The sequence below is a fragment of the Streptomyces sp. NPDC027189 genome (assembly GCF_055566975.1).
On record NZ_JBVHRI010000042.1, the window covers coordinates 1 to 23042 of the forward strand.

The 23042-nt window shown below is 70.5% G+C and carries 19 protein-coding genes and 2 pseudogenes; 10 read left to right on the plus strand and 11 right to left on the minus strand.

Annotated elements, in window-relative coordinates:
* Positions 1-732: 732 nt before the first annotated feature.
* Entirely contained in the window at positions 733-1782 is a 1050-nt protein-coding gene (locus ACZ4RZ_RS46550; RefSeq protein ID WP_467753648.1) for a LacI family DNA-binding transcriptional regulator, read from the minus strand.
* 108 nt (positions 1783-1890) lie between these two features.
* Here ACZ4RZ_RS46550 and ACZ4RZ_RS46555 point away from each other — a divergent pair, with 108 nt between their 5' ends.
* From ACZ4RZ_RS46555 to ACZ4RZ_RS46570, 4 genes are read left to right on the plus strand one after another with little or no spacing between them, the layout of a single operon-like run.
* Positions 1891-3069: a phytanoyl-CoA dioxygenase family protein gene (locus ACZ4RZ_RS46555; RefSeq protein WP_467753649.1), complete on the plus strand. Its 1179-nt coding sequence runs from the start codon at positions 1891-1893 to the stop codon at positions 3067-3069.
* A gap of 16 nt (positions 3070-3085) precedes the next feature.
* A complete protein-coding gene (locus tag ACZ4RZ_RS46560; protein ID WP_467753650.1) occupies positions 3086-3862 on the plus strand; it encodes an SDR family oxidoreductase in 777 nt (258 codons plus the stop codon).
* Positions 3863-3917: 55 nt separating this feature from the next.
* A complete protein-coding gene (locus tag ACZ4RZ_RS46565; RefSeq protein WP_467753651.1) occupies positions 3918-4922 on the plus strand; it encodes a Gfo/Idh/MocA family protein in 1005 nt (334 codons plus the stop codon).
* Positions 4919-5938 carry a Gfo/Idh/MocA family protein gene (locus ACZ4RZ_RS46570; protein WP_467753652.1) on the plus strand — a complete coding sequence of 340 codons (1020 nt, stop codon included), beginning with the start codon at positions 4919-4921 and terminating at the stop codon, positions 5936-5938. The genes ACZ4RZ_RS46565 and ACZ4RZ_RS46570 overlap by 4 nt, the downstream gene beginning before the upstream one ends.
* Before the next feature lie 64 nt (positions 5939-6002).
* Here ACZ4RZ_RS46570 and ACZ4RZ_RS46575 read toward each other — a convergent pair whose 3' ends face one another.
* The 4 genes and pseudogenes from ACZ4RZ_RS46575 to ACZ4RZ_RS46590 form a co-directional block, all read right to left on the minus strand.
* Entirely contained in the window at positions 6003-7022 is a 1020-nt protein-coding gene (locus ACZ4RZ_RS46575) for a Gfo/Idh/MocA family protein (RefSeq protein ID WP_467753653.1), read from the minus strand.
* A 29-nt stretch (positions 7023-7051) separates the two neighbouring features.
* On the minus strand, positions 7052-7954 hold the full coding sequence (locus ACZ4RZ_RS46580) for an ATP-binding cassette domain-containing protein (protein ID WP_467753654.1): 903 nt from the start codon (positions 7952-7954) through the stop codon (positions 7052-7054).
* A gap of 5 nt (positions 7955-7959) precedes the next feature.
* A pseudogene (locus ACZ4RZ_RS46585) lies at positions 7960-8658 on the minus strand (ABC transporter permease); the annotation flags it as partial.
* Positions 8628-10055 (minus strand): aldehyde dehydrogenase family protein, encoded by a 1428-nt coding sequence (locus tag ACZ4RZ_RS46590; RefSeq protein WP_467753655.1) that lies wholly within the window; start codon positions 10053-10055, stop codon positions 8628-8630. The pseudogene ACZ4RZ_RS46585 and the gene ACZ4RZ_RS46590, both read right to left, overlap by 31 nt.
* Positions 10056-10300: 245 nt before the next feature.
* Between ACZ4RZ_RS46590 and ACZ4RZ_RS46595 the strand changes: the two are divergent.
* Positions 10301-10792 (plus strand): annotated as a pseudogene (locus ACZ4RZ_RS46595) (transposase family protein); the annotation flags it as partial.
* Positions 10793-10883: 91 nt separating this feature from the next.
* Here the strand turns inward: ACZ4RZ_RS46595 and ACZ4RZ_RS46600 are convergent.
* The 4 genes from ACZ4RZ_RS46600 to ACZ4RZ_RS46615 form a co-directional block, all read right to left on the minus strand.
* Complete coding sequence (locus ACZ4RZ_RS46600; RefSeq protein ID WP_467753656.1) at positions 10884-11330, minus strand: type II toxin-antitoxin system PemK/MazF family toxin; 447 nt, start codon at positions 11328-11330, stop codon at positions 10884-10886.
* A gap of 148 nt (positions 11331-11478) precedes the next feature.
* Complete coding sequence (locus ACZ4RZ_RS46605; RefSeq protein ID WP_467753657.1) at positions 11479-12969, minus strand: SPFH domain-containing protein; 1491 nt, start codon at positions 12967-12969, stop codon at positions 11479-11481.
* A gap of 228 nt (positions 12970-13197) precedes the next feature.
* Positions 13198-13422: a hypothetical protein gene (locus tag ACZ4RZ_RS46610; protein WP_388863577.1), complete on the minus strand. Its 225-nt coding sequence runs from the start codon at positions 13420-13422 to the stop codon at positions 13198-13200.
* An 85-nt stretch (positions 13423-13507) separates the two neighbouring features.
* The gene (locus tag ACZ4RZ_RS46615) at positions 13508-14425 is read right to left on the minus strand and encodes an AraC family transcriptional regulator (RefSeq protein ID WP_467753658.1); all 918 of its coding nucleotides are present in this window, start codon (positions 14423-14425) and stop codon (positions 13508-13510) included.
* A gap of 154 nt (positions 14426-14579) precedes the next feature.
* Between ACZ4RZ_RS46615 and ACZ4RZ_RS46620 the strand changes: the two genes are divergently transcribed.
* Positions 14580-15662 (plus strand): aldo/keto reductase, encoded by a 1083-nt coding sequence (locus ACZ4RZ_RS46620; RefSeq protein WP_467753659.1) that lies wholly within the window; start codon positions 14580-14582, stop codon positions 15660-15662.
* 49 nt (positions 15663-15711) lie between these two features.
* On the opposite strand, the gene ACZ4RZ_RS46625 is transcribed toward ACZ4RZ_RS46620, so the two are convergent.
* Positions 15712-17145, minus strand: coding sequence for an amidase (locus tag ACZ4RZ_RS46625; protein ID WP_467753660.1), 1434 nt, complete (start codon positions 17143-17145; stop codon positions 15712-15714).
* Between the two features lie 160 nt (positions 17146-17305).
* Between ACZ4RZ_RS46625 and ACZ4RZ_RS46630 the strand changes: the two genes are divergently transcribed.
* The 3 genes from ACZ4RZ_RS46630 (at position 17306) to ACZ4RZ_RS46640 (ending at position 21086) form a co-directional block, all read left to right on the plus strand.
* Positions 17306-18340, plus strand: a complete 1035-nt coding sequence (locus tag ACZ4RZ_RS46630; RefSeq protein WP_467753661.1) for a LacI family DNA-binding transcriptional regulator — start codon at positions 17306-17308, stop codon at positions 18338-18340.
* A gap of 48 nt (positions 18341-18388) precedes the next feature.
* Positions 18389-19567, plus strand: a complete 1179-nt coding sequence (locus tag ACZ4RZ_RS46635; RefSeq protein WP_467753662.1) for a 4-hydroxybenzoate 3-monooxygenase — start codon at positions 18389-18391, stop codon at positions 19565-19567.
* An 82-nt stretch (positions 19568-19649) separates the two neighbouring features.
* On the plus strand, positions 19650-21086 hold the full coding sequence (locus ACZ4RZ_RS46640; protein ID WP_467753663.1) for an aldehyde dehydrogenase family protein: 1437 nt from the start codon (positions 19650-19652) through the stop codon (positions 21084-21086).
* A 15-nt stretch (positions 21087-21101) separates the two neighbouring features.
* On the opposite strand, the gene trxA is transcribed toward ACZ4RZ_RS46640, so the two are convergent.
* Positions 21102-21482: a thioredoxin gene (gene trxA / locus ACZ4RZ_RS46645; RefSeq protein ID WP_467753664.1), complete on the minus strand. Its 381-nt coding sequence runs from the start codon at positions 21480-21482 to the stop codon at positions 21102-21104.
* 120 nt (positions 21483-21602) lie between these two features.
* On the opposite strand from trxA, the gene ACZ4RZ_RS46650 reads away from it, so the two are divergent.
* Positions 21603-23036, plus strand: coding sequence for a dihydrolipoyl dehydrogenase family protein (locus ACZ4RZ_RS46650; RefSeq protein WP_467753665.1), 1434 nt, complete (start codon positions 21603-21605; stop codon positions 23034-23036).
* Positions 23037-23042: the final 6 nt, after the last annotated feature.

Consider the following 23042-nt stretch of genomic DNA (forward strand, 5'->3'; position numbering starts at 1 on the left):
GCGAGCTGCACAGCATCACAGAGGCATCGGTTTCGGCCGGAACGACCACTCCATGATCCCGAGCGGGAACTGCCCCTTGTCAGGGGCAGACAGAAAGCACCCCCAGCGCGCGCCAGGATTTACCGTGCCCCCGGCGCGCACCGAAGGCGCGCTGGACTGCTGACCAGCGAAAACGTCACGGATGGACGTTGCTCGACAAGGGCCGCCAAGATCCCCAAAGGACTCATAATCCGTCGGCCGTGGGTTCGAGTCCCGCCCGCCCCACCTTAGTAGTGCCCTGACCTGCGGAAACGTTCCTCGTGAGGTGTCGGGGCGTCAACTGTCGCTCAACGGACTGAATCCGCTGCTCACGTCTTTGGAGTCCGGCGCCGCTCGGGGGAGCTTCAACCTCTCTGACCTGCGGCGGACTATGTGATCAAGGTTGTTGCTGGTCTCCGGGATGGCTGTCCTGAGGCTCGATACCAGAGGGTGGACGCTGACGGGATAGCGGCCCGCACAGACAACTGCACCCGGTGGGCTGTTCCGCTGGAACTGGAGTCGGCATGGCCGCCAAGAGGGCGTCGGCGGGGAAGCCCCGGCGTTGCGCCCACGTGTGAGGGCGTCGCGCTCGTGGTGCTTTCATCAGCCGCCAGAGGGGGAGATGGCGCCCGCTCACCGCCGATTTCCTGTACGGGCGCGGCCGAGCGGCGCTGCTGGGCTCGGACCGGCCTCGTTGCGCCGGCCACGGACGGTCTACAAGTCAATGACCGGCGCGGATGGAGCACCTGGTGGCATGTTGAACGGGGTGACCACCTGGATCGCCGACGGCAGGGCGGGGCCGTCGTCGGGGAGTGCCTTGTGGGCGCGCATGATGATCTGGCAGGCGCGGCGCATGTCCTGGCGCAGGTCGTGGTGGAGGACCGCGGACAGGCGGCGCTCGCGCAGCAGGCGGGTGTTGTCGTGGTCGAGGTCGTGCGCGATGAACACCGCGCACTCCCGCCCGAGCGCGTCGAAGGCGTCGAGGGTGGCGAGGTTGCCCCCGCCCGCGGAGTAGACGGCGACGATGTCCTCGTCCCGCTTGAGCGCCTCCAGGACGAGATCGTGCTGGGTGGCGTCGAGGCCGTCGCTGTCGGTGACCTCCATCAGGGATCGTCTGGGGTCGGCGAGGCGCATCGCGCTGCGGAAGCCCATCTCGCGTTCCTCCTCGCCGCGGAAGGAGCCCCGGCTGATGGTGGTGAGCACGTTGCCGGGCCGCTTGCCCAGCCACTGTCCGAGGAGGTAGGCGGCGGTGGCGCCGGCCGCGCGGTTGTCTATGCCGACGTACGCCAGGCGTGCGCTGTGGGGCAGGTCGGTCACCAGGGTGACGACGGGGATGCCGGCCGCGACCAGCCGGCCGACCGCGGCTGCGATCTCCGGCTCGTCGGGGGCCTTGAGGATCACGCCCTGCGTACCACGCTTCGCGATCTTGTCCAGGGTCCCGATCAGCTCCTCGGGAGGGCAGGCCTCCCGGAAGTGGAAGCGCGAGCGCACGTGAGCGGGATGCAGGGAGGGCAGTTCGGCTTCGAGCGCCTCCCGAACGGCGGTGGAGAACCGCTCCGGGGTCTGCATCACGATGTCGATCATGAAGGTGCGGCCCCCGAGCCGGACCTGGCTCTGCTGGCGGTCCAGGTCCGTGATGGCTTCGTGCACCTCCCTGATGGTGCTCTCCGTCACATTGCCCCGCTGATTGAGGACGCGGTCGACCGTGGCCGTGCTCAGTCCGGCCTGCCGGGCGATTTCCCTGATCGGGTAGCGGTGTCGCATGACTGATCCCAAAAGCCGATGATGGATTTTTGATGCACTGATAAGCATTGAATGATGGGTTCGGGTTCTCAAGACTGGCAGAAATGCACGGACTGCGAAAGGACCCGGATGTCTCCCATAGCCGCGGGAGCGCGGACTTGGCTGACCGAAGCGGATTGCGATCTCGACGTGTTCCGCTCGCTCGTGGAGCAGCGCACCGACCCCGCCGACCACCCCTCGGCCGAGCGGATCGAGCAGAACGTCCCGCTCTACGACAGCGATCGGCTCCGCTCTCTGACGACCTCCCCGGAGGGCCGTCGGAGCGTGCAGGACGAGTTGGTCCGGGCTCTGCTGGACGGGCCCGGCATCGTGGTCCTCAAGCGTGCCTTCATTGACGCGGCCGTCGTGGACGCGGCGTCCGGGGCCTTCCACACGCTGATCGAGGAGGAGCGCGCAAGCGGCGCGGCCCACGGCGACCACTTCGCCAAGCCCGGCGCGAACGACCGGGTCTGGAACGCCCTGGACAAGGTAGCCGTACGGGCGCCGGAGGTGTTCGCCGACTACTACGCCAACGACATGCTGGCGCTGGTGTCCGAGGCCTGGCTCGGCCCCGCCTACCAGGTGACCTCCCAGGTCAACGTGGTCAATCCGGGTGGCGCGGCGCAGAACGTCCACCGCGACTACCACCTCGGGTTCCTCTCCCAGGACCAGGCGGCGGCATATCCCGCGCACGTCCACCGACTCTCTCCGGTGCTGACCCTGCAGGGCGCGGTGGCCCACTGCGACATGCCCGTCGAGTCCGGTCCGACCTTGTACCTGCCGCACTCGCAGAAGTACGAGCCCGGCTATCTGGCCTGGCGGCTTCCGGAGTTCGTCGCGTACTTCGACGAGCACCACGTCCAACTCCCCCTGGACAAGGGCGACGCGGTCTTCTTCAACCCGGCGCTCTTCCACGCCGCCGGGCACAACCGCTCGACCGACATCAGACGCATGGCCAATCTGCTGCAGATCTCCTCCGCCTTCGGCCGCGCCATGGAGACGGTGGACCGTGAGGCGATGGCGAACGCGCTCTTCCCGGTGCTGCTGCGCCGCAAGGCCGAAGGCGCCTCGGAGGACTGGCTGCGCCGCGTGGTCGCGGCCACCGCCGAGGGCTACCCCTTCCCCACCAACCTCGACCTCGACCCGCCGGTCGACGGTCTCGCCCCGCCCTCCCAGGCGGACACCGTCTGGCAGGCCGTCGCCGAGGGCTGGGCCCCCGGCCGGCTGCGCCAGGAACTGCAGGCGGCCGCCAAGCGCCGCCAGAGCTGAAGGAGACACAGCACTCATGGGACTGCTTGAGACCCCTCTGCTCGAAGACCGGGTCGTCCTCGTCAACGGCGGCAGCCAGGGCGTCGGCGCGGGCATCGTGCGGGCGGCCGTTCGGGAAGGCGCGAGCGTCGTCTTCACCGGCCGCCGGACCGACGTGGGCGAGAAGCTCGCCGCGGACACGGGCGCGCACTTCGTGCGGGCGGACCTCTCCGATCCGGCGCAGGCGCGCGACAGCGCCGTACAGGCCATCGACGCCCACGGGCGCATCGACTGTCTCGTCAACGCGGCGGGGCTGACGTCGCGTGGCTCGCTGCTGGACACCACGCCGGAACTGTTCGACCAGCACATCGCGATCAACCTGAAGGCACCGTTCTTCGCGATGCAGGCGGCGGTGGCCGACATGACGGCCCGCAAGGCGCCCGGCACCATCGTCAACATCATCTCCAACTGCGCCCACGGCGGGCCGCCCCACCTGGCGCCGTACTCCGCGGCCAAGGCCGGTCTGGCCGGCCTGACCCGCAACGCCGCGCACGCGCACCGCTGGGACCGGATCCGGATCAACGGCCTCAACATCGGCTGGACGGACACCGAGGGCGAGGACGCCACGCAGCGCGCCTTCCACGACGCGGGCGACGACTGGCGCGAGAAGGCCGCCGCGGCTCAGCCCATGGGCAAGCTCGGACAGGTCGACGAGATCGCCGACTTCGTCGTCTTCCTGCTCTCCGACCGCAGCGGAGTGGTGACCGGCTCGGTCATCGACTGGGACCAGAACGTCTTCGGCGGCCAGGACTGAGCCGCACTTTCAGCAGGAACTGAGCCGCACTTTCAGCAGAAGGAGCACGATTCTCATGCGTATAGGCATCATGGGACTGGGCCGCATCGGCGCCTTCCATACGGAGACCCTCGCCGGGCTGGACGCGGTGGACTCCCTGGTCGTCACCGACCCGGTGGCCGCGGCCGTCGCCACGGCCACCGAACGCTTCGGGGCCACCGCGATGGACTCCCCCGAAGCGGTGCTCGCCGCCGGCGCCGACGGCGTCGTGATCGCCGCCGCGACCGACGCGCACCCCCAGCTCATCCTCGCCGCTGTGAAGGCGGGCATCCCCGTCTTCTGCGAGAAGCCCGTGGCCCGCGGTGTCGAGGAGAGCCTGGAGGTGCTGCGTGCGGTGGAGGGCAGCGGCGTCGAGGTGCACATCGGCTACAACAGACGCTTCGACGCGGGCTGTGTGGCCGCACGCCGGGCCGTGGTGAGCGGTGAGCTCGGCGACCTGCACACCGTACGGTCCACCACCCTCGACCCCGCCCCGCCGCCGCCCGCCTACGTGGCCGTCTCCGGCGGCATCTTCCGCGACTGCAGCGTGCACGACTTCGACATCGTGCGCTGGGTGACCGGCAGCGAGGTGGTCGAGGTGTACGCGACCGGCGGCAACCGCGGCGCGGACTACATCCGTGAGGCGGGCGACGTCGACACGGCGTCCGCCCTGCTCACCCTCGATGACGGCGCCATCGCCGTCATCTCCAACTCCCGTCACAACGCCCGCGGTTACGACGTGCGCCTGGAGCTGCACGGCATGAAGGACAGCATCGCGGTCGGCCTGGAGGACAAGCTGCCGCTGCGCTCCGTCGAACCGGGCGCCACCTTCCCGGAGGGCACCCCGCACCACTTCTTCATGGACCGCTTCACCGCCGCCTACCGCGCCGAACTCACCGCGTTCACCGAGGTCGTCGCAGGCACCCGTACCTCCCCGTGCACGGTCGCGGACGCCATCGAGGCGAGCTGGATCGCCGAGGCGTGCACCCTGTCGCTCCATGAGCACCGGCCCGTACGGCTCGACGAGGTGCGCAACGGATGACGGAGGAACCCCTGCGGATCGGCGTCCTGGGCGCGGCCCGGATCGCCGAGCTGTCGATCGTCGGGCCGGCCCGTGCCGGCGGCCACCGCCTTGTCGCGGTGGCCGCCCGCGACCGGGACCGGGCCGAGGCCTTCGCCGCCACGCACAGCGTGGAGCGTGTGGTCGGCTCCTACGCGGACCTTGTCGCCGACCCGGAGATCGAGGTCGTCTACAACCCGTTGGCCAACAGCCTGCACGGGCCGTGGAACCTGGCCGCCCTCCAGGCCGGCAAGCACGTCCTCACCGAAAAGCCGTCCGCAAGCAACGCGGCGGAGGCAGCCGAGGTCCACGAGGCCGTCGCCAAGGCGGGCACGGTGTTCATGGAGGGCTTCCACTACCTGTTCCACCCGGTCACCCTGCGCCTGCACGAGCTGCTGGACAGCGGGGAGTTGGGCGAGCTGCGGCACGTCGAGACCATGGTCGCCATGCCCGCGCCGCCGGACAGCGACGTACGGTGGTCGCTCCCGCTGGCGGGCGGCGCCCTGATGGACCTCGGGTGCTACAGCCTGCACGCCCAGCGCATGCTCGCGCCCTGGGCAGGTGGGGCGCCCCGGCTGGTCGCCGCGCGCGGCGGTGAGAAGGCTCAGACCGCGGGAGTCGACGAGTGGCTGGACGCCGATCTGGAGTTCCCGGGCGGCGCCACGGGCAGCGCCCGTTGCCACATGGCTCACGACACGTGGCAGATGAGCTGCCGCGTCGTGGGCTCGCGCGGCGAAGCCACGGTGGTGAACTTCGTACAGCCCCACCTGGACGACCGGGTCGTCGTGCGTACGGCCGCCGGTGAGCGCACCGAGGAACTCGGCCGCCGCTCCTCGTACACCTACCAGCTGGAGGCCTTCGCCGCCCACCTGCGGCACGGTGCACCGCTGGTGCTCGACGCCGACGACGCGCTGACGACCATGCGGCTCATCGACGACTGCTACCTGGCGGCCGGATTCCCGGTCCGGCCGCGTACGGTCCTTCCGGCCACGGCATAACGAAGCGCGAACGGGAGAGGGCGGTACCGGACCGGTACCGCCCTCTCCCGTTTCTCTGTGCGGCCTACCGATAGAAGGCAGGCCGCTCGATCAGCTCGACCTCGACGCGCCGCCCCTCCCGCTGGGACAGCACGCCCGCCTCGCACACGGCCGCGGCCGCGTAGCCGTCCCAGACGCTGGGGCCGGTGATCCCGCCGCGTCGCGTGGCGTTCACCCAGGCCTGCACCTCGCGGTCGTAGGCGTCCTCGAAGTGCTCGACGTAGTCCGGCGTGATACGTCCGCCCCAACGGCCGTCGGCGCTCAGCCGTGGCCCGTGCTCGTCACCGATGCGTACGGTGCCCCGCTCGCAGACCGCTTCGGCGTGCACCTGGTAGCCGTAGCCGCAGTGGCCGAAGATCTCGACATCGGCCAGGGCGCCCAACTCGGTTTCGGAGAGGACGAATTGAGGGTCGTTCATACCGGCCGGAGCATGTGACGTCGGGGCCGGCTTGTGCACGGTGACCGCTGTGATCTCCTGGTCGAGGAGCCAGCGTGTCACGTCCATCTCGTGGACCACCCAGTCGTTGATGAGCATCTCGTTGGTGAACCACGGTGGCATGGACAGGTTCCGGTGCCGATGGTGCAGCATCAGTGCCCTGCCCAGTTCCCCGCCGTCGAGGAGCCGCTTGAGCTTTGTGTATTCGGCGTCGTAGCGCCGCATGAAGCCCACCTGGACACGCCGGTGCCCGAGCCTTTGTTCCGCCTCCAGGACGCGAAGGGCGGAGGCCGCGTCGGGGGTGAGCGGCTTCTCGCACAGCACCGGCAGGTCACGGCCGAGGGCTTCGAGCAGGGCCGCCGCATGGGCGGGCCCCGGGGAAGCGATGAGGACGGCGTCCACGTCTTGCGCTGCCATGGCCGCCGCGGGTTCGGTGTACGCCGTGCAGCCCTCGATGGCGTCCGCGAGCGTCTTGGCGCGCTCCGCGTCGATGTCGACGACGGCTGTCACGCGTGCCCCGCTGATGACGTGCTGGAGTCTGCGCACATGGTCCGCGCCCATCTTGCCGGTGCCGACGACGGCTACACCCAATGGTCGCTGAGGTGGCATGTTCGTGATGTCTCCGGTGCTGGTGAGGGTCAGTTGGACTGGGGGGCGCCGACCTGAAGAGCGTCCTCTTCGGGGAGCTCTTCCACGTCGACACCACGTACCTGGGACAACTCGTGCTTGAGTGCGGCGAGTTCGGTGCCGCCGGCCATGTGGTTGGTCAGCTCCTCCAGCGTGATGTCGCTGCGTTCGGCGGACAGTTCCATGGTGCCCAGGCGCAGCACGCTGAAGTGGTCGCCGACCATGTAGGCGTGGTGCGGGTTGTGCGTGATGAAGATGACGCCGAGGCCGCGCTCGCGGGCGGCGGCGACGTACTTCAGCACCACACCGGACTGCTTGACGCCGAGGGCGGCGGTGGGCTCGTCCAGGATCAGGACGCGGGCGCCGAAGTAGACCGCGCGGGCGATGGCGACGCACTGCCGCTGGCCGCCCGACAGGGTGCCGATGGGCTGTTCCAGGTCGTCCAGGACGATGCCCATCTCGCGCAGCTCGTGGTCGGCGGTCTTCTTCATCCGCTCGATGTCGAGACGGCGGATCGGCCAGGGCCCCTTGGCCATCTCGGAGCCGAGGAAGAAGTTGCGCCACACCGGCATCAGCGGGACCGTCGCCAGGTCCTGGTAGACGGTGGCGATGCCGCGGTCGAGGGCCTGGCGCGGGGTGGTGAAGTGCACCGGTTCGCCGTCGACGAGGAATTCGCCCTCGGTGTGCTGGTGCAGGCCCGAGATGATCTTGATGAGGGTGGACTTGCCTGCGCCGTTGTCGCCCAGCACGCAGGTGACCTGGCTGGGATGGACCTGCAGGTCCACGCCGTGCAGGGCGCGGATGTTGCCGTAGGACTTGCCAGTGTTGCGGAGCTGGACGGTGGGACGGTCCTCGCCCTCGGGCGCGGTGTCCTGGAGGATGGCGCCGTGGGTGCCGGTTCCGTTGCTTGTCATAGGGGTCACCTCCGGGTCGCTGTGCGCTGAACCCACTGATTGATCAGGACGGCGCCGAGCAGCATCACGCCGAGGAACGCCTTGAACCAGTCCGGGTTCCAGCCCGCGAAGACGATGCCCTGCTGGACCATGCCGAACATGAACGCGCCGAAGACCGGGCCGATCGCGGAGCCGTAGCCGCCGGTCAGCAGACAGCCGCCGATGACGGCCGCGGAGATGTAGATCAGTTCCTGGCCCACGCCCTCGCCCGACTGCACGGTGTTGAAGGTGAACAGCTGGTGCATGCCGACGAACCAGGCGCCGAGGCCGACCAGCATGAACAGGGAGATCTTGGTGAAGGCCACCGGGACACCGACCGCGCGGGCGCTGTCCTTGTTGCCGCCGACGGCGAAGATCCAGTTGCCGTACTTGGTGCGCAGCAGCACCCAGGTGGCGATCGCCGCGAAGAACAGCCACCAGAAGACGGTGATCTTCACCTGGATGCCGCCGATGTCGAAGGACGACGCGAAGACCTTCTGCGCCTGACCGAAGCCGTCCATGTCGCTGATGTCGTCGGTCGCCACATTGCCGGTGAACAGCTTGGTGACGGCGAGGTTCACGCCCTGCAGGATCAGGAAGCTGCCCAGCGTGATCAGGAAGCTGGGCAGCCCGGTCTTGACCACCAGCCAGCCGTTCAGGAAGCCGACCGCCAGCGACACCAGGAGCCACTGACCGCGGCGCGTGGGCCTTCCTTGCCGTAACCGCTGCCCTTCAGACCGCCGTACGGCATGAGGTCGGCACGCCACAGAGGCGTCCAGTTGATGTGGAGGGAACCGGCGTCGATCTCCCGGATGGCGCGGACCGCGCCGGCGACGTCGGAGGTGAAGATCCCCGCGCCGAGGCCATAGGCGGTGCCGTTGGCCTGGGCGATGGCGGACTCCCAGTCGGCGGCCGAGCTGACGGCGACCGCCGGACCGAACAACTCCTGCTGGCTGAAAGGGGAGTTGGGATCGACATCGGCCACGACGGCCGGGCTCACCACGGTCCCGTCGCGCTCGCCGCCGGTCAGGACGTGTGCACCGTCCGCCCCGGCCTGCGCGATGGCCCGCTCCACCCGTTCCGCCTCGGCGGTCGTGATCAGGGAGCCCATGGTCGTCTCGGGGGACGACGGGTCCCCGGTCCGGATGGCCTTGACCTTGGGGACGAGGGCGTCGAGGAAGTCGGCGGTGATGTCGGGGTGCGTGATCACTCGCTGGACGGAGATGCACACCTGCCCGGCGTTGACGTAACCGCCCAACGCCACGGCGCTGGCGGCCAGTTCGACATCGGCGTCGGGCAGGACGACGACCGGGCAGGAGGCGCCCAGTTCGAGGGAGAGCTTCTTCACCCCCGCGACCCGCGCGATGTGCTCGCCGGTCGCCGTGGAGCCGGTGAAGGAGATCTTCCGTACGCGGGGGTCGGTCACGAGGGCGTCCCCCAACACCCCGCCGGAGCCGACGAGCACCGAAAGCACACCCTCGGGAAGCCCGGCGTCCACGAAGCACTCGGCGAGCTCCAGCGCGGTCAGCGGTGTCGAGGTGGCCGGCTTGAGGACGACCGCGTTGCCCGCCGCGAGCGCGGGCGCCAGTTTGTGCAGCACGAGCAGTGCGGGGTAGTTGAACGGCGTGATGGCCACCACGACACCGCACGGTTGACGCAGCGTGAAGCCCACCTTGTCCAGCCCGGTGCCGCGGTTGGCGTCCAACGGCAGCGTCTCACCGTAGAGTTGGGTGCCCTCGAAGGCCGCGAGCCGGATCAGGTCCCCGGAGCGCGCCGCCTCGCCGGTGGCCTCGGTGATGGTCTTGCCCGACTCCGAGCTGATGGTCTGCGCGATCTTGGCAGCTCGCTGGTCGGCGAGCTCCGCCGCACGCAGCAGGATCGCCAGCCGCTCATGAGCGGGCGTACGCCGCCACACCGCGGCACCCCGCTCCGCCGCCGCCAGGGCCACCTCGACGTCCTCGGGGCCGGCCACCCCCACGGTACCGACGGTCGAGCCGTCGAAGGGCGACGTCACGTCCCGGGTCCGTCCCGACCCTGCCGACGCTTGCCATCGGCTTCCGATGAGCAGTTTCCCGGTCGCCATTGCCTTCTCCCTCCAGAAACCGTCAAGGCTGGTCCGTGGCTCTCCGAGGAGGTCCCGAAAGACCTCTCACCAAGTCGAAGAAGTACTGATCAGCCGACGGCCAGACCGTTTACACGGGCGCAACGGTAGGTGGGCCGCAGGGCATTACTGAAGGGGCGGAATCCATCATTATCACGTCATTGAGTACATCTTTTTTCCATTATCCGCTGCCGCCGGTGCGCTCACACGGGGTGGATCATGCACGCTGCAGGGTCATTCAGCGGCTACGGCCGCTTCTCGCGCTCGAGCCGGCCACCCGTCCCGCTGATGCCGCGGACCGGCTGTGGATCGTGGACGGCACGCTTGTCCCGGTCCGCGACCGCAACGTCGGGGCCTCGAGCCGCAGGTTCTCCGCGAACGTGCAGGTCATCATCGACGCCGACACACGCCTGGTCGTGGCCACCGCCCGCCCGGCCCCGGGCAACAAGGCCGACGCCCACGTGTGGCGCAACTCCGGCCTCCCGGACCGGTGCCAGGGCGTCACCGTGCTCGGCGATGGCGCCTATATCAACAGCGGCCTGGTCGTCCCGCACCGCAAACGACCCGGCCGGCCACTGTTGGCCGGCGCGGAAGCCGACAACGCGAAGCATCGCCGGGTCCGCGCGCGGGTCGAGCATGCCTTCGCCCGAATGAAGAACTACAAGATCCTCCGCGACTGCCGACAGCACGGCGACGGCCTCCACCACGCGGTCCAAGCAACTTGCGGCTCCGCCGCGTGGGCGCGACCGGTCACGATGGACCCGCGGTGCCTTCACTGGAAACGTCTTCACGGCCCGGGAAACGCGGCGCTCACCGCCACCCGTACCGCTCCCGCAACCGGTGCACGACCAGATTGAACCGCATCCGATCCAGGGCACACGCCTCCCGCCGCATCCCCTCCTCATGCAGCCGCAGCACGCGATCCACGTCCACCCACGAGTCGCGCCCGGACCGGTCCCACGGACCGGAGCCGATCGGCACCCACTCCCGGTCGCCGTCGTGCCGCTTGCTGGAGAGCTGCACGGCGAGGAAGGTACCGGCGGCCTCGCGGGCGACGACGAGCACCGGACGGTCCTTGCCCCGCCCGTCGTTCTCTTCGAAGGGCACCCACGTCCAGACGATTTCACCGGGGTCGGGGTCGCCGTCATGCGCGGGGGAGTACTCCGTCCGCACCCGGCCCACCTCGCGGGGCTCGGCCTCGGTGGTCGCGGTGGGCCCGTAGCGGCCGGGCACGTCTTCATCGGTAAAGGCAGTCACGGGGGCCACGTTAGAGCGTGTGTTCGACGGCCCGCCGACCAGGGCCGTGCACACGCGACTTCGGGCGTACGGAGATCAACTCCTGTACGCCCGAAGCCTTACACCTCAGCTGTTCACCCTCGTCGGGTGTTCACGCCTCGTCAGCTGTTCACCCCTCGTCCTCCGCCACCGGCACCTTCTCCGTACGTGGCGGTACGAACCCGTTGAGCCCGGCCGGCGTGCCGTTGCCCGCCGCCCCGTTCTGGTTCATCGACGCGAGCAACTGGCGTGCCAGGCCCAGGCCCGTGCCGCCCATGGTGAGCGCCTTGGCGAACATGTCCGACATGCCGTCGGCGCCGTTGAGCAGCACCATGTGCTCGACGTTGCCGAACGCGCTCGCGCCCGCCTGGACGATCTCCGGCCAGTTCTCGGCGAGTTGCTGGGCGACCACGGCCTCCTGGTTCTCGGCGAGGGCGGCGGCCCGCGCCTTGATGGCCTCGGCCTCCGCCAGACCCTGCGCACGCGTCGCCTCGGCCTCGGCCAGACCCTTGGCCTGAGCGGCGGCGGCCTCGGCCTCACCCGTGGCGCGGGTCGCCGTCGCGGCGGCCGCACCCCGGGCCTTGGTCGCCTCGGCCTCGGCGTTGGCGGCTGTCGTGACCCTGGTCGCCTCGGCCGCGGCCGCGAGCTCGGTCTCCCGTGCCTTGGCCTGCGCGCCCGAGATCCGGGCATCACGCTCGGCCTCGGCCCGCGCGCGGATCTCGTACGCCTTGGCGTCCGCGGGCTTACGGACGTCCGCCTGGAGCTGCTGCTCACGGCGGTGCGCCTCGAGTTCGGCGACGCGCGTCTCCTGAACGACGACGTCCTGCTGGGCGGCCGCGAAGGCGAGCGGTCCGGCCTGCTGGGCCTTGGCGGCCGCCTTGTCCCGCTCGGCCTGGTAACCGGCCTGCAGGATCTCGCTGTCCCGGGTGGCCTCCGACATCCGTGCCGCGGCCTGCTGCTCGGCCTCGGTGGCGAGACGATTGGCCTCGGCCTGTGCGATGCGCGCGTCCCGCTGGACGGCGGCGGCGTGCGGCATGGCGAGGTTCTTGATGTACCCGGTCGGGTCCTCGATCTCGTGGATCTGCAGCGAGTCGACGATCAGGCCGAGCTTCTCCATCTCCGTACCGCACGCGGCCCGGGTCTGGCCGGTCAGCTTCTCGCGGTCGCGGATCATGTCCTCGACGGTCAACCCGCCGACGATGGACCGCAGATGACCGGCGAACACGTTGTGCACCCGCTCCGCCATCAGCTTCTGCTGGTCGAGGAAGCGGCGGCCCGCGTTGGCGATCGACACGAAGTCGTCGCCCACCTTGAAGATGACCACACCCCGCACCTTGAGCGGAATGCCCTGGTGTGTCACGCAGTCCACGTGCAGCTCGGTCTCGTTGAGGTCGAGCGAGATCTTGCGCACCGCCTGCACGCCCGGCAGCACCAGCGTGCCGCGCCCCGTCACGATGCGGAATCCCATGCCCTCTTCGAGGCCTTCGGTCCGATGTTTCGAACCGGAGATGATCAGTGCTTCGTTGGGCTCCGCGACGCGCCACATGAGCTTGAAGACCACAACGATGAAGATCAGTGCGAGGACAACCGCCCCCGCCACGACGCCGACAACCATCGGCATACGCCCCCTTTGCATGGTGCCCTATCGGCACCGAACGAACGGGAGTGTGCTCCTGCGCAAGGCCGGTATCCAGACGCTGACGGATCCTTGTTGCAATCTTGACGCGGACGGCTCTCACCTGGGACGGGACCCGCACAGACGAGCTGTCAACTGTCGTACGCCCGCCGGACCGCGCGCAGACGGGCCGTCAACTGTCGTACGCCCGCCGCACCGCGCACAGACGGGTCGTCAACTGTCGTACGCCGCAGAGACGTAGACGGTCCGCGGGGGCAGATACTCCACCACCATCACGACCGTGCCCCGCTCGATGCGGTCCTTCGCGGACGCGGGATACGCGAGGAAGTGCTCGGCGCCGCCGCGCACCCGGACGATCACCTCGCCGACGAGCCCGGGTCCGACCGTGCCGGTCACCCGCCCCATCAACCCGACCATCGACGCATCGTCCATGGTCACAGACTAACGACCGGCAACACGGTGAGTCCCTGCCCGCGTCGGTAATGACGGTGCGTCAGCCCTCGTCGACGGTCGGCTGCGGTCCTCAGGGCAGGTGTCGGATGTCGTGCGGGTGGCTGTCCGCGCGCAGGCGCGTGGCGTCATGGCCGGGTGGGGCGCCGAACAGGCGGCGGTATTCGCGGCTGAATTGTGAGGGGCTGTCGTAGCCGACGAGATGTCCGACGCCGGCGACGTCGTTCGGGCGGGCGACCAGCAGCGAGCGGGCTTCCTGCAGGCGGATGCGTTTTTGGAACTGCAGGGGGCTCATGGTCGTGACGGCGCGGAAGTGCCGGTGGAACGCGGACGTGCTCATCCCTGCCAGCCGAGCGAGGTCCTCGATCCGCATCGGTTCGGCGTAGTTGTCGCGGATCCACCGGATGGCCCGCCTGATGTGGGACAGGCCGCTGTCGGCCAGGCCGATCTGGCGGATCATGCCGCCGTGCGGGCCGGTGAGCAGCCGCCAGAGGATCTCCCGCTCGATCAGCGGGGCGAGTACATGGGCGTCCATGGGCTGGTCGAGCAGTCGGAGCATACGGGCCAGCGCGTCGAGCAGCTCGGGGCCGGCCTCGCCGGTCGCGATCGCGGGCGAGCCTGCCGTGCTGCGTGACCACCGTCCGGCCGGGACCTCCAGCAGCAGCGGGGCGATGGCGGCCGGGCGCAGCACCAACCCCGCGGCCAGCGACGGGACTTGTGGGGTGGCGTCGAGGAAATGGCCGGTGACGGGCAGGTCGGCGGTGACCACGAGGCACTGCCCCGCCCGGTACTCGAACACGTCGTCGCCGAGCAGGAGACGCTTGCCGCCCTGAGCCATGACGACCAGCAGCGGCTCGGTCAGCGAATGGTCCGGCTCCTCCGTCTCCACCTTGGACAGCAGCAGCCCGCCGATCGACGTCTGCAGGTCCGGTCGGGCATGGGCCGCGATGATGCCGCGGATCTCGTCCAGGAGGTCGGGGGTGCTGCGCATACCTCACGGAAGCATCCGCGACACGGCTGCGCAAGCCCGATCGGGGCGAAGTCGAGAGGATTGTGCAAGAGCTCGCGCGGATCGGTCTACCGCTGTGCACCCGTCTGGCGCTTCGATGGGATGACCACCCCGACCCACGGCAGGAGCCACAGACATGCCACTCGATCACTACGTCACCCTCGGCCGCTCGGGGCTGCGGGTCAGCCCGTTCGCGCTCGGCGCGATGACCTTCGGCGAGGATCCCGGAGGTGCCGGATGCAGCGTCGCGGAGTCGGAGAGGATCCTGGGGACCTATGTGGACCTCGGCGGGAACTTCATCGACACCGCGAACTTCTACACCAATGGCCACTCGGAGAAGATCCTCGGCGACTGGTTCGCCGCCCGTCCCGGCCGGCGCGATCACGTGGTGCTGGCGTCGAAGTTCTTCGGCAACCTCTTCCCCGGCGACCCCAACGGCGGCGGTGCGGGCCGCTCGTCGATCATCGCCCAGCTCGACGAGACCCTGCGCCGCCTGCGTACCGACTATCTGGACCTGTACTGGCTGCACAATTGGGACCGGAACACTCCGATCGAGGAGACGCTGCGCACCCTCGACGACCTGGTCCGGGCCGGAAAGATCCGCTACATCGGGTTCTCCAACACGCCGGGCTGGGTCACCGCCCAGGCCCAGACCACCGCGCTGCTGAAGGGATGGACCCCGCTGATCGCGCTCCAGGTCGAGTACTCGCTGCTGGCGCGCACCGTCGAGGGCGAACTCGGGCCGCTCGCGCTGGATCAGGGCATGGCGCTGGTTCCCTGGAGCCCGCTGAAGAACGGCTTCCTGTCCGGCAAGTACCGGCGCGACACCCACGTCGCGGACTCCGCCCGCACCGCGTTCGTCGGCGGCCCCGGGGAGGACGAGTTCCGGGTCATCGACACCGTCGCCGCGATCGCCGACGAACTCGGCACCACGTCCGCGGCGGTGTCGCTGGCCTGGCTCCGGGCCCGCGAGGGCACCGTGGTGCCCATCGTCGGCGCCCGGCGGGTGGAACACCTGGCCGACAACCTCGCCGGCCTGGAGGTGGTGCTCACCCCCGAACACCTCCACATGCTGGACGAGGTCTCGGCTCCGACCCTGGGCTATCCGGCGCCGATGCACGGCGAACTGCGGGCGATGCTGCAGTTCGCGGGCGCCACCGTCGACGGTGAGACGTCCACCGTGTATCCGCCGCTGCTGCAGAGCGCCGTCCGTTACTGAGGGTGCCGGCAGGACTCAGGCTGTTGTCCGTCGCAGGGCTGGAACGCGCTTACGCCGCCGGAGAGTTCGCCGGGGCCTCGTGCGGTGGCCACAGTTCGTGCCAGCGCCGGTCCGCCTCCAACTGGGCGGCCAGCGACACCAGAAGCTGCTCGCTGTTCGCCGGTCCGAGCAGTTGGGCGCCGACGGGCAGCCTGTCGCCCACGAAACCCGCGGGCACGTTCACACCGGGCCACCCGAGGATGTTCCACGGCCAGGCGTACGGGCACGCGGCGATCATGGCCCGGTCGGTGCCGAGGCCGCCGAGGTTCACCATCGAGCCGATCCGTGGCGGGGGAGCGGCGGTCGTCGGCGCCAGCAGCACATCGTAGGTGTCGAAGAGCGCGCCGATCCGGCGGTGCAGCGTGGCCTCGGCCCGGCGGGCCGCCCGCAGGGGCGCGCCGCCGAGCAGCCGGCCGAGGCGGGCGGCGTCGCGGGTGCGCCGGTCGAGGAGATCCGGGAACGGCACGTCGCGCACCCGCTCGGCGAGGCCGACGGTCGCGCGCGGGATGAAGGTGAGCCCGATCTGCCCGTACCGCGGCTCCGCCTCCTCCACCTCGTGCCCGAGCGCCGCGAGCCGCTCCGCGAGCGCGAGGACCTTCGCCCGCACGAGTGGGTCGAGCCGCGCGGGCAGCGCGGTGAACGGCGGTTTCAGCGACAGCGCGATCCGCAGCCGGCCCGGGTCGCGGCCCACCGCGTCGGACACACACAGCGCGTCCGGGCGGTGCAGATCGCCGTCGTGGTTGCCACTCGCCGTGTCCAGCAGCAGGGCCGCGTCGGCAACCGTGCGGGCGAGCGTTCCGTTGACCGTGATGCCCTGGAAGGACTCCGGGCGCGGCCAGGTCGAGATCCGGCCGCGCTGCGGCTTGATCCCGATGAGGTGCGTCCAGGAGGCCGGAATGCGCACCGAGCCCGCGCCGTCCGAGCCCAGCGCCGCCGGGACGAGCCCCGCCGCGACCGCCGCCGCGGAGCCCCCGGACGAGCCGCCCGGGGTGTGGTCGTGGTGCCAGGGATTGCGGGTGGCGCCGAAGGCGGGCCCCTCGGTGAAGGGCCACTGGCCGAGCTCGCAGGTGTTGGTCTTGCCGATGACGATGGCTCTGGCCGCCCTCAGCCGGCGTACGGCCTCACCGTCCTCCGCCTGGGGCGGGAAGTCGCCCGGGCAGCCGAACGCGGTCGGCTCGCCCGCCACGTCCATGTCGTCCTTCACCGCAACCGGGACCCCGAGCAGCGGTCGCCGCCCGCCCGCGGCCAGCTCCTTGTCCGCTGCGTCGGCCTCGGCGAGCGCCGCCTCGGCGCGCACCAGCCGGAAGGCGTTCAGGGTGGGCTGGGTCGCCTCGATCCGGGCCAGCGTCCGCTCGACCACCTCGCGCGCGGTCACCTCACCCTCGGCGAGCGAGCGAGCACACTCCGCCAGACCTGTGGCACGGTCGGGAGCCATCCGGGACACCTCCGAAGCACGTCGTCTACCGAACGGTAACCTCCGGAAGGCGTATCCGATACGGGAAGCGGAACTTCCCTTGCGGAAGCGGGAGTTCCGCCGTCCCGGGGCCCCGAGGCTCCCCCGGCACAAAGCGGCGCGCCGTGCTTCTGCAAGGATGCGATACGTCATGGTGCAGATACCGAAGCAGTCCGCCCCGCCGTCGCCCGCACAACGACCCGTGCCGACGAGTGCCGATGTGGCCCGCCTCGCGGGCGTCTCGCGCGCGACCGTCTCGTACGTCCTGAACAACACCAGCGCCGTCCGGATCAGCGAACCCACTCGCCGCCGCGTCCACGAGGCCGCCAAGGAGCTCGGGTACGTCCCGCACGCGGCCGCCCGCAGCCTGCGCGCCGGGCACAGCCGCATGGTCCTGATGCCGGCGCCGTCCGTGCCCGTGGGTCCTCTCTACAGCCAGTTCTTCAACGAGCTCCAGTGGGCTCTCAGCCGCCTCGACTACACCGTCGTGCAGTACGGCAGCGTCGGCCTGCACGGTGACGAGGCGGCCCGCGTCTGGGCGGAGCTGCGCCCGGTCGCCGTCCTGGTGCCCGGCAGCGGGCTCGGCCCACAGGGCGTGGCCGTCCTCAAGCGCTCCGGCGCCCGGGCCGTCGTCACGATGGGCCCCGAGCGCGTGGAGGGCGCACACGCGCTGCTCATGGACCACGACCGGGTCGGCCACTGCGCGGGCGCCCACCTCGTGGCCCGCGGCCGCCGCCGCATCGGTGTCGTGGTGCCCGAGGAAGCGGGCCTGGAGATCTTCTCCAAGCCCCGCCTCGAAGGCGTACGCCGCGCCCTGCACGGTACGGACGCGTCGGTGACCGAGCTGCCGCTGGCCTACGAGGAGGAGGCCGCCGCCCGTCTCGCGGCCTGCTGGCGCTCCCTCGACCTCGACGCCGTGTTCGCGTACAACGACGAGTACGCGATGCTGCTGATGCGTGCCCTGCAGGACGAGGGCATCGGCATCCCGGACGACACGGCCGTCATCGGCGCGGACGACCTGATGCTCGGCCGACTGCTGCGGCCCCGCCTGAGCACCGTCCACATCGAGCTGCCGTCCGGGCGCGACCTCGCCGAGCTGGTCGACCGCGCGGTGCGGGAAACCGGCGCGGCGCCCGAGACGCACGAGGTGCTGGGCGCGCGGGTCGTGCATCGCGACTCGAGCTGAGAGAGGCTGTACCTGGTCCCCGGCCGGATCGGAGACGGGAGGCGCGCCATGCGGACCACGGTCGGCATCATCGGCGGCGGCCCGGCCGGGCTGCTGCTGGCCCGGCTGCTGCACCGGACGGGAATCGACTGCGTCGTCCTGGAGAGCAGGTCCCGGGCGTACGTCGAGCAGCGCCAGCGCGCGGGAATGCTGGAGCAGGGCACGGTGAACGCGCTGCGCGAGTGCGCCGCCGCCGAACGTCTGGACGCCGAGGGACTGATCCACCACGGCATCGAGCTGCGCTTCGAGCGCGAGCGCCACCGCATCGACTTCCCGGTGCTCACCGGCGGCCGCACCGTCACGATCTACGCCCAGACCGAGATCGTGAAGGACTTGGTCGCCCTCCAACTCGCCGAGGGGCCGCCGCTGTTGTTCGAGGCCGAGGCACTCGCCGTCGAGAAGCCCGAGAGCGAGGCGCCCGTCGTGCGATTCGTGCACGAGGGCCGCGAGCAGACGCTGAGCTGCGACTACGTGGTGGGTTGCGACGGTTCCCACGGCATCGCGCAGGGCGCCTTCCCGGCCGAGGTGAGCCGCACGTACGCGCACGACTATCCCTACTCATGGCTCGGGATCCTGGCCGATGTGCCGCCCTCCTGCGAGGAGTTGATCTACGCCCGTGGCCCGGGCGGCTTCGCGTTGCACAGCATGCGCTCGCCGACGGTGTCCCGGCTGTACCTGCAGGTCCCCAACGGCACGGACGTCGAGGACTGGCCCGACGAGCGCATCTGGGACGAACTCTCCGCGCGCTTCGCGATCGACGGCGACTGGCGGCTGGATCGCGGCCTCATCACCTCCAAGTCCGTGACGCCGATGCGCAGTTGTGTCCACGAGCCGATGTGCCACGGCCGGCTGTTCCTGGCCGGGGACGCCGCGCACATCGTGCCGCCGACGGGCGCCAAGGGTCTCAACCTGGCCGTGTCCGACGTACGGGTCCTGGCCCGCTGCTTCGCCGAGTTCCACCGCACGGGATCGACGCAACTCCTCGACCACTACTCGGAGTTGTGCCTGGAGCGGGTGTGGCAGGCCACGCGTTTCTCGTACGACATGACTAGGATGTTGCACGCTCAACCAGATGGGGATGCCTTCGACCGTCGGATGCAGCTCGCACGGCTGCGCCGGATCACGGCATCCCGTCACGCGGCAGCCGAACTCGCCGCGAACTACACGGGACTTCCGCTCGCGTTATGAGCTCGACGAGGTGTGTGAGCTCGCTCAAGCTCATGACCGTGCCGAGTCCCGCTGGTGATCAGTGATCGATCGGAGAGCCGTCATGCCGCTGCTCGACCCCAAGACCTGGCAGTCCCGCACCCTCTCGGGCGGTGAGTACGCCGTCACCGAGCCCGCCACCGGCGAGTCGCTCGGCGCCGTCACGCTTGCCGCCGCCGAGGACGTCGCGACCGCCGCGCGGGACGCCCGCGCCGCCCAGGCCGAGTGGGCCAGGGCCCCGCACTTCGTCCGCGCCGCCGTCCTGCGCAAGGCGGGGGACCTCTTCGCCGCGCACGCCGACGAACTGCGCGACTGGATCGTGCGCGAGTCCGGATCCATCCCGGGCAAGGCCGACTTCGAACTGCACGTCGCCGCCCAGGAGTGCTACGAGGCGGCCGCGCTGGTCTCGCGTCCGACGGGCCAGGTCCTGCCGTCCGAGGCGCCGCGCCTGTCGTACACGCGGCGCGTCCCGGTCGGCGTCGTCGGCGTGATCGCCCCCTTCAACGCCCCGCTGATCCTCTCGATCCGCTCGGTGGCCCCTGCGCTGGCGCTCGGCAACGGCGTCGTGCTGAAGCCGGACCCGCGCACCGCGGTGTGCGGCGGCCTCGCGCTCGCCGCCGTCTTCGCCGAGGCGGGCCTTCCGGAGGGGCTGCTGCACGTCCTGCCCGGCGGCCCCGAGACCGGCCAGGCACTGGTCGCCGACCCGCTGGTGCCGGTGATCTCCTTCACCGGATCGACTGCCGCCGGACGCGCGGTCGGTGAGGCGGCGGGCCGTCATCTCAAGCGCGCGCATCTGGAGTTGGGCGGAAACTCCGCCCTGATCATCCTGGAGGACGCCGACCTCGACGCGGTGATCTCCACGGCGGCCTGGGGCTCCTTCTTCCACCAGGGGCAGATCTGCATGACGACGGGACGCCACCTCGTGCACGCCTCCCTCTACGAGGAGTACGTCGAGCGGCTCGCCGCCAAGGCCGACTCCCTCGCCGTCGGCGACCCGTACCGCGAGCAGGTGCACCTCGGGCCGATCATCGACAGCGCCCAACTCGCCAAGATCCAGGGGCTGGTGGAGGCCAGCACGGCACGCGGGGCCAAGCTGGCCGCGGGCGGCACGCACGAGAAGCTGTTCTACCGCCCGACGGTCATCGCGGGAGTCGACGACACGACTCCCGCGTACGCGGAGGAGGTCTTCGGGCCGGTCGCGCCGGTCCGTTCGTTCAGCGCCCTCGACGAGGCCGCGGCCCTCGCCTCGGCGGGACCGTACGGTCTCTCGCTGGGCATCGTGACCCGGGACACTGCCCGCGGCCTCGACCTCGCCGAGCGCATCCCCACCGGTATCGCGCACATCAACGACCAGACCGTCAACGACGAGGCTGTCGCGCCCTTCGGCGGGATCGCCGCCTCCGGCACCGGCGCCCGCTTCGGCGGTGAGGCCAACCTGGAGGCCTTCACCGACATGCGCTGGACGACGGTGCGCGGGGATGTGCCGGCGTACCCGTTCTGATCCGCGGAGCGGGTCCTACTCGCCGGCCTGCTGAGGCTGCTGCGCCGCGATGGACTTGCGGACCTCGTCCATGTCCAGCTTCCGGGCCTGCCCGATGACGTCCTCCAGGGCGGCCTCGGGCAGTGCTCCGGGCTGGGCGAAGATGGCGACCTGGTCGCGGACGATCATCAGCGTCGGGATCGACTGGATGTCGAAGGCCGCGGCCAGTTCCGGCTGGGCCTCCGTGTCGACCTTGGCGAACACCAGGTCGGGGTTGGCCTCCGCCGCCTTCTCGTAGACGGGGGCGAACTGACGGCACGGCCCGCACCAGGACGCCCAGAAGTCGATCAGGACGAACTCGTTGTCCGTGACCGTCTGGTCGAAGTTCTCCTTGGTGAGCTCCACGGTGCTGCTCATGTGTATTTCCCTCTTCCTCGCGTCCGGGTCATGCCGGTTTCCACAACGCCGCCCGTCGGGGGCGTATTCCGCGCACGTACCCGTGTGGCCACCGCGCACACCAGCAACCAGACTGGCCCCATGACGGAAACGGAATCCATCGCCTACGACGTCGTGGTGCTCGGTGCCGGGCCCGTGGGGGAGAACGTGGCCGACCGCGCCCGCGCGGCCGGCCTCTCCACCGCGGTCGTGGAGAGCGAGTTGGTCGGCGGCGAGTGCTCGTACTGGGCCTGTATGCCCAGCAAGGCCCTGCTGCGCCCGGTCATCGCCCGCGCCGACGCCCGCCGTGTGCCCGGGCTCAGCCAGGCCGTGCAGGGCCCCCTCGACGTCCCCGCGGTCCTCGCCCACCGCGACTACTACACCTCCCACTGGAAGGACGACGGCCAGGTCGACTGGCTGAACGGCATCGGAGCCGTCCTGTACCGCGGACACGGACGGCTCGACCGGCCCCGCACGGTGACCGTCGAAGGACCGGACGGCGAGCGGCACCGGCTGACCGCCCGGCACGCTGTCGCCGTGTGCACCGGCACCCGTGCCCAGCTCCCCGACCTGCCGGGGCTCGCTCAGATCAAGCCCTGGACCAGCCGCGAGGCCACCAGCGCGCACGCCGCGCCCGGGCGGCTGATCGTGGTGGGCGGTGGTGTGGTCGCCACCGAGATGGCCACGGCCTGGCAGGCCTTCGGCTCCCAGGTCACCGTCCTCGTCCGCGGCAAGGGGCTGCTGCCCCGCATGGAACCCTTCGCCGGGGAACTGGTCGCCGAGGCACTGCAGGAGGCGGGCGCGGATGTGCGCACCGGCACTTCGGTGACCGCGGTGACCCGCCAGGGCTCGACCGTGGTGGCCCTGACGAACACCGGCGACCGCATCGAGGCCGACGAGATCCTCTTCGCCACCGGCCGCGTGCCGCACACCGACGACATCGGCCTCGACACGATCGGCCTGGAGCCGGGTTCGTGGCTCGACGTCGACGACAGCCTCCGGGTCGTCGGCAGCGAGTGGCTGTACGCGGTCGGCGACGTCAACCACCGCGCGCTCCTGACCCACCAGGGCAAGTACCAGGCCCGGATCGCGGGCGCCGCCATCGCCGCCCGCGCCGCGGGAGTACCCCTCCTGGAGAGCGATCCCTGGGGCGCGCACGCGGCGACCGCCGACCACGCGGCCGTCCCACAGGTCGTCTTCACCGACCCGGAGGCCGCCGCTGTGGGCCTCTCGCTCGCCGAGGCGGAACAGGCCGGCCACCGTGTCCGGGCCGTGGACGTCGACATGTCCTCGGTGGCGGGCGCGGGCCTGTACGCGGACGGCTACCGAGGCAAGGCCCGCATGGTCGTCGACATCAACCGCGAGATCATTCTCGGATTCACCCTCGTGGGCCCCGGGGTGGGCGAACTGATCCACTCGGCGTCCATCGCGGTCGCCGGCGAGGTGCCGATCAGCCGCCTGTGGCACGCCGTCCCTTCCTATCCGACGGTGAGCGAGGTGTGGCTGCGGCTGCTGGAGGCGTACCGGGACGCGTAGCCGACC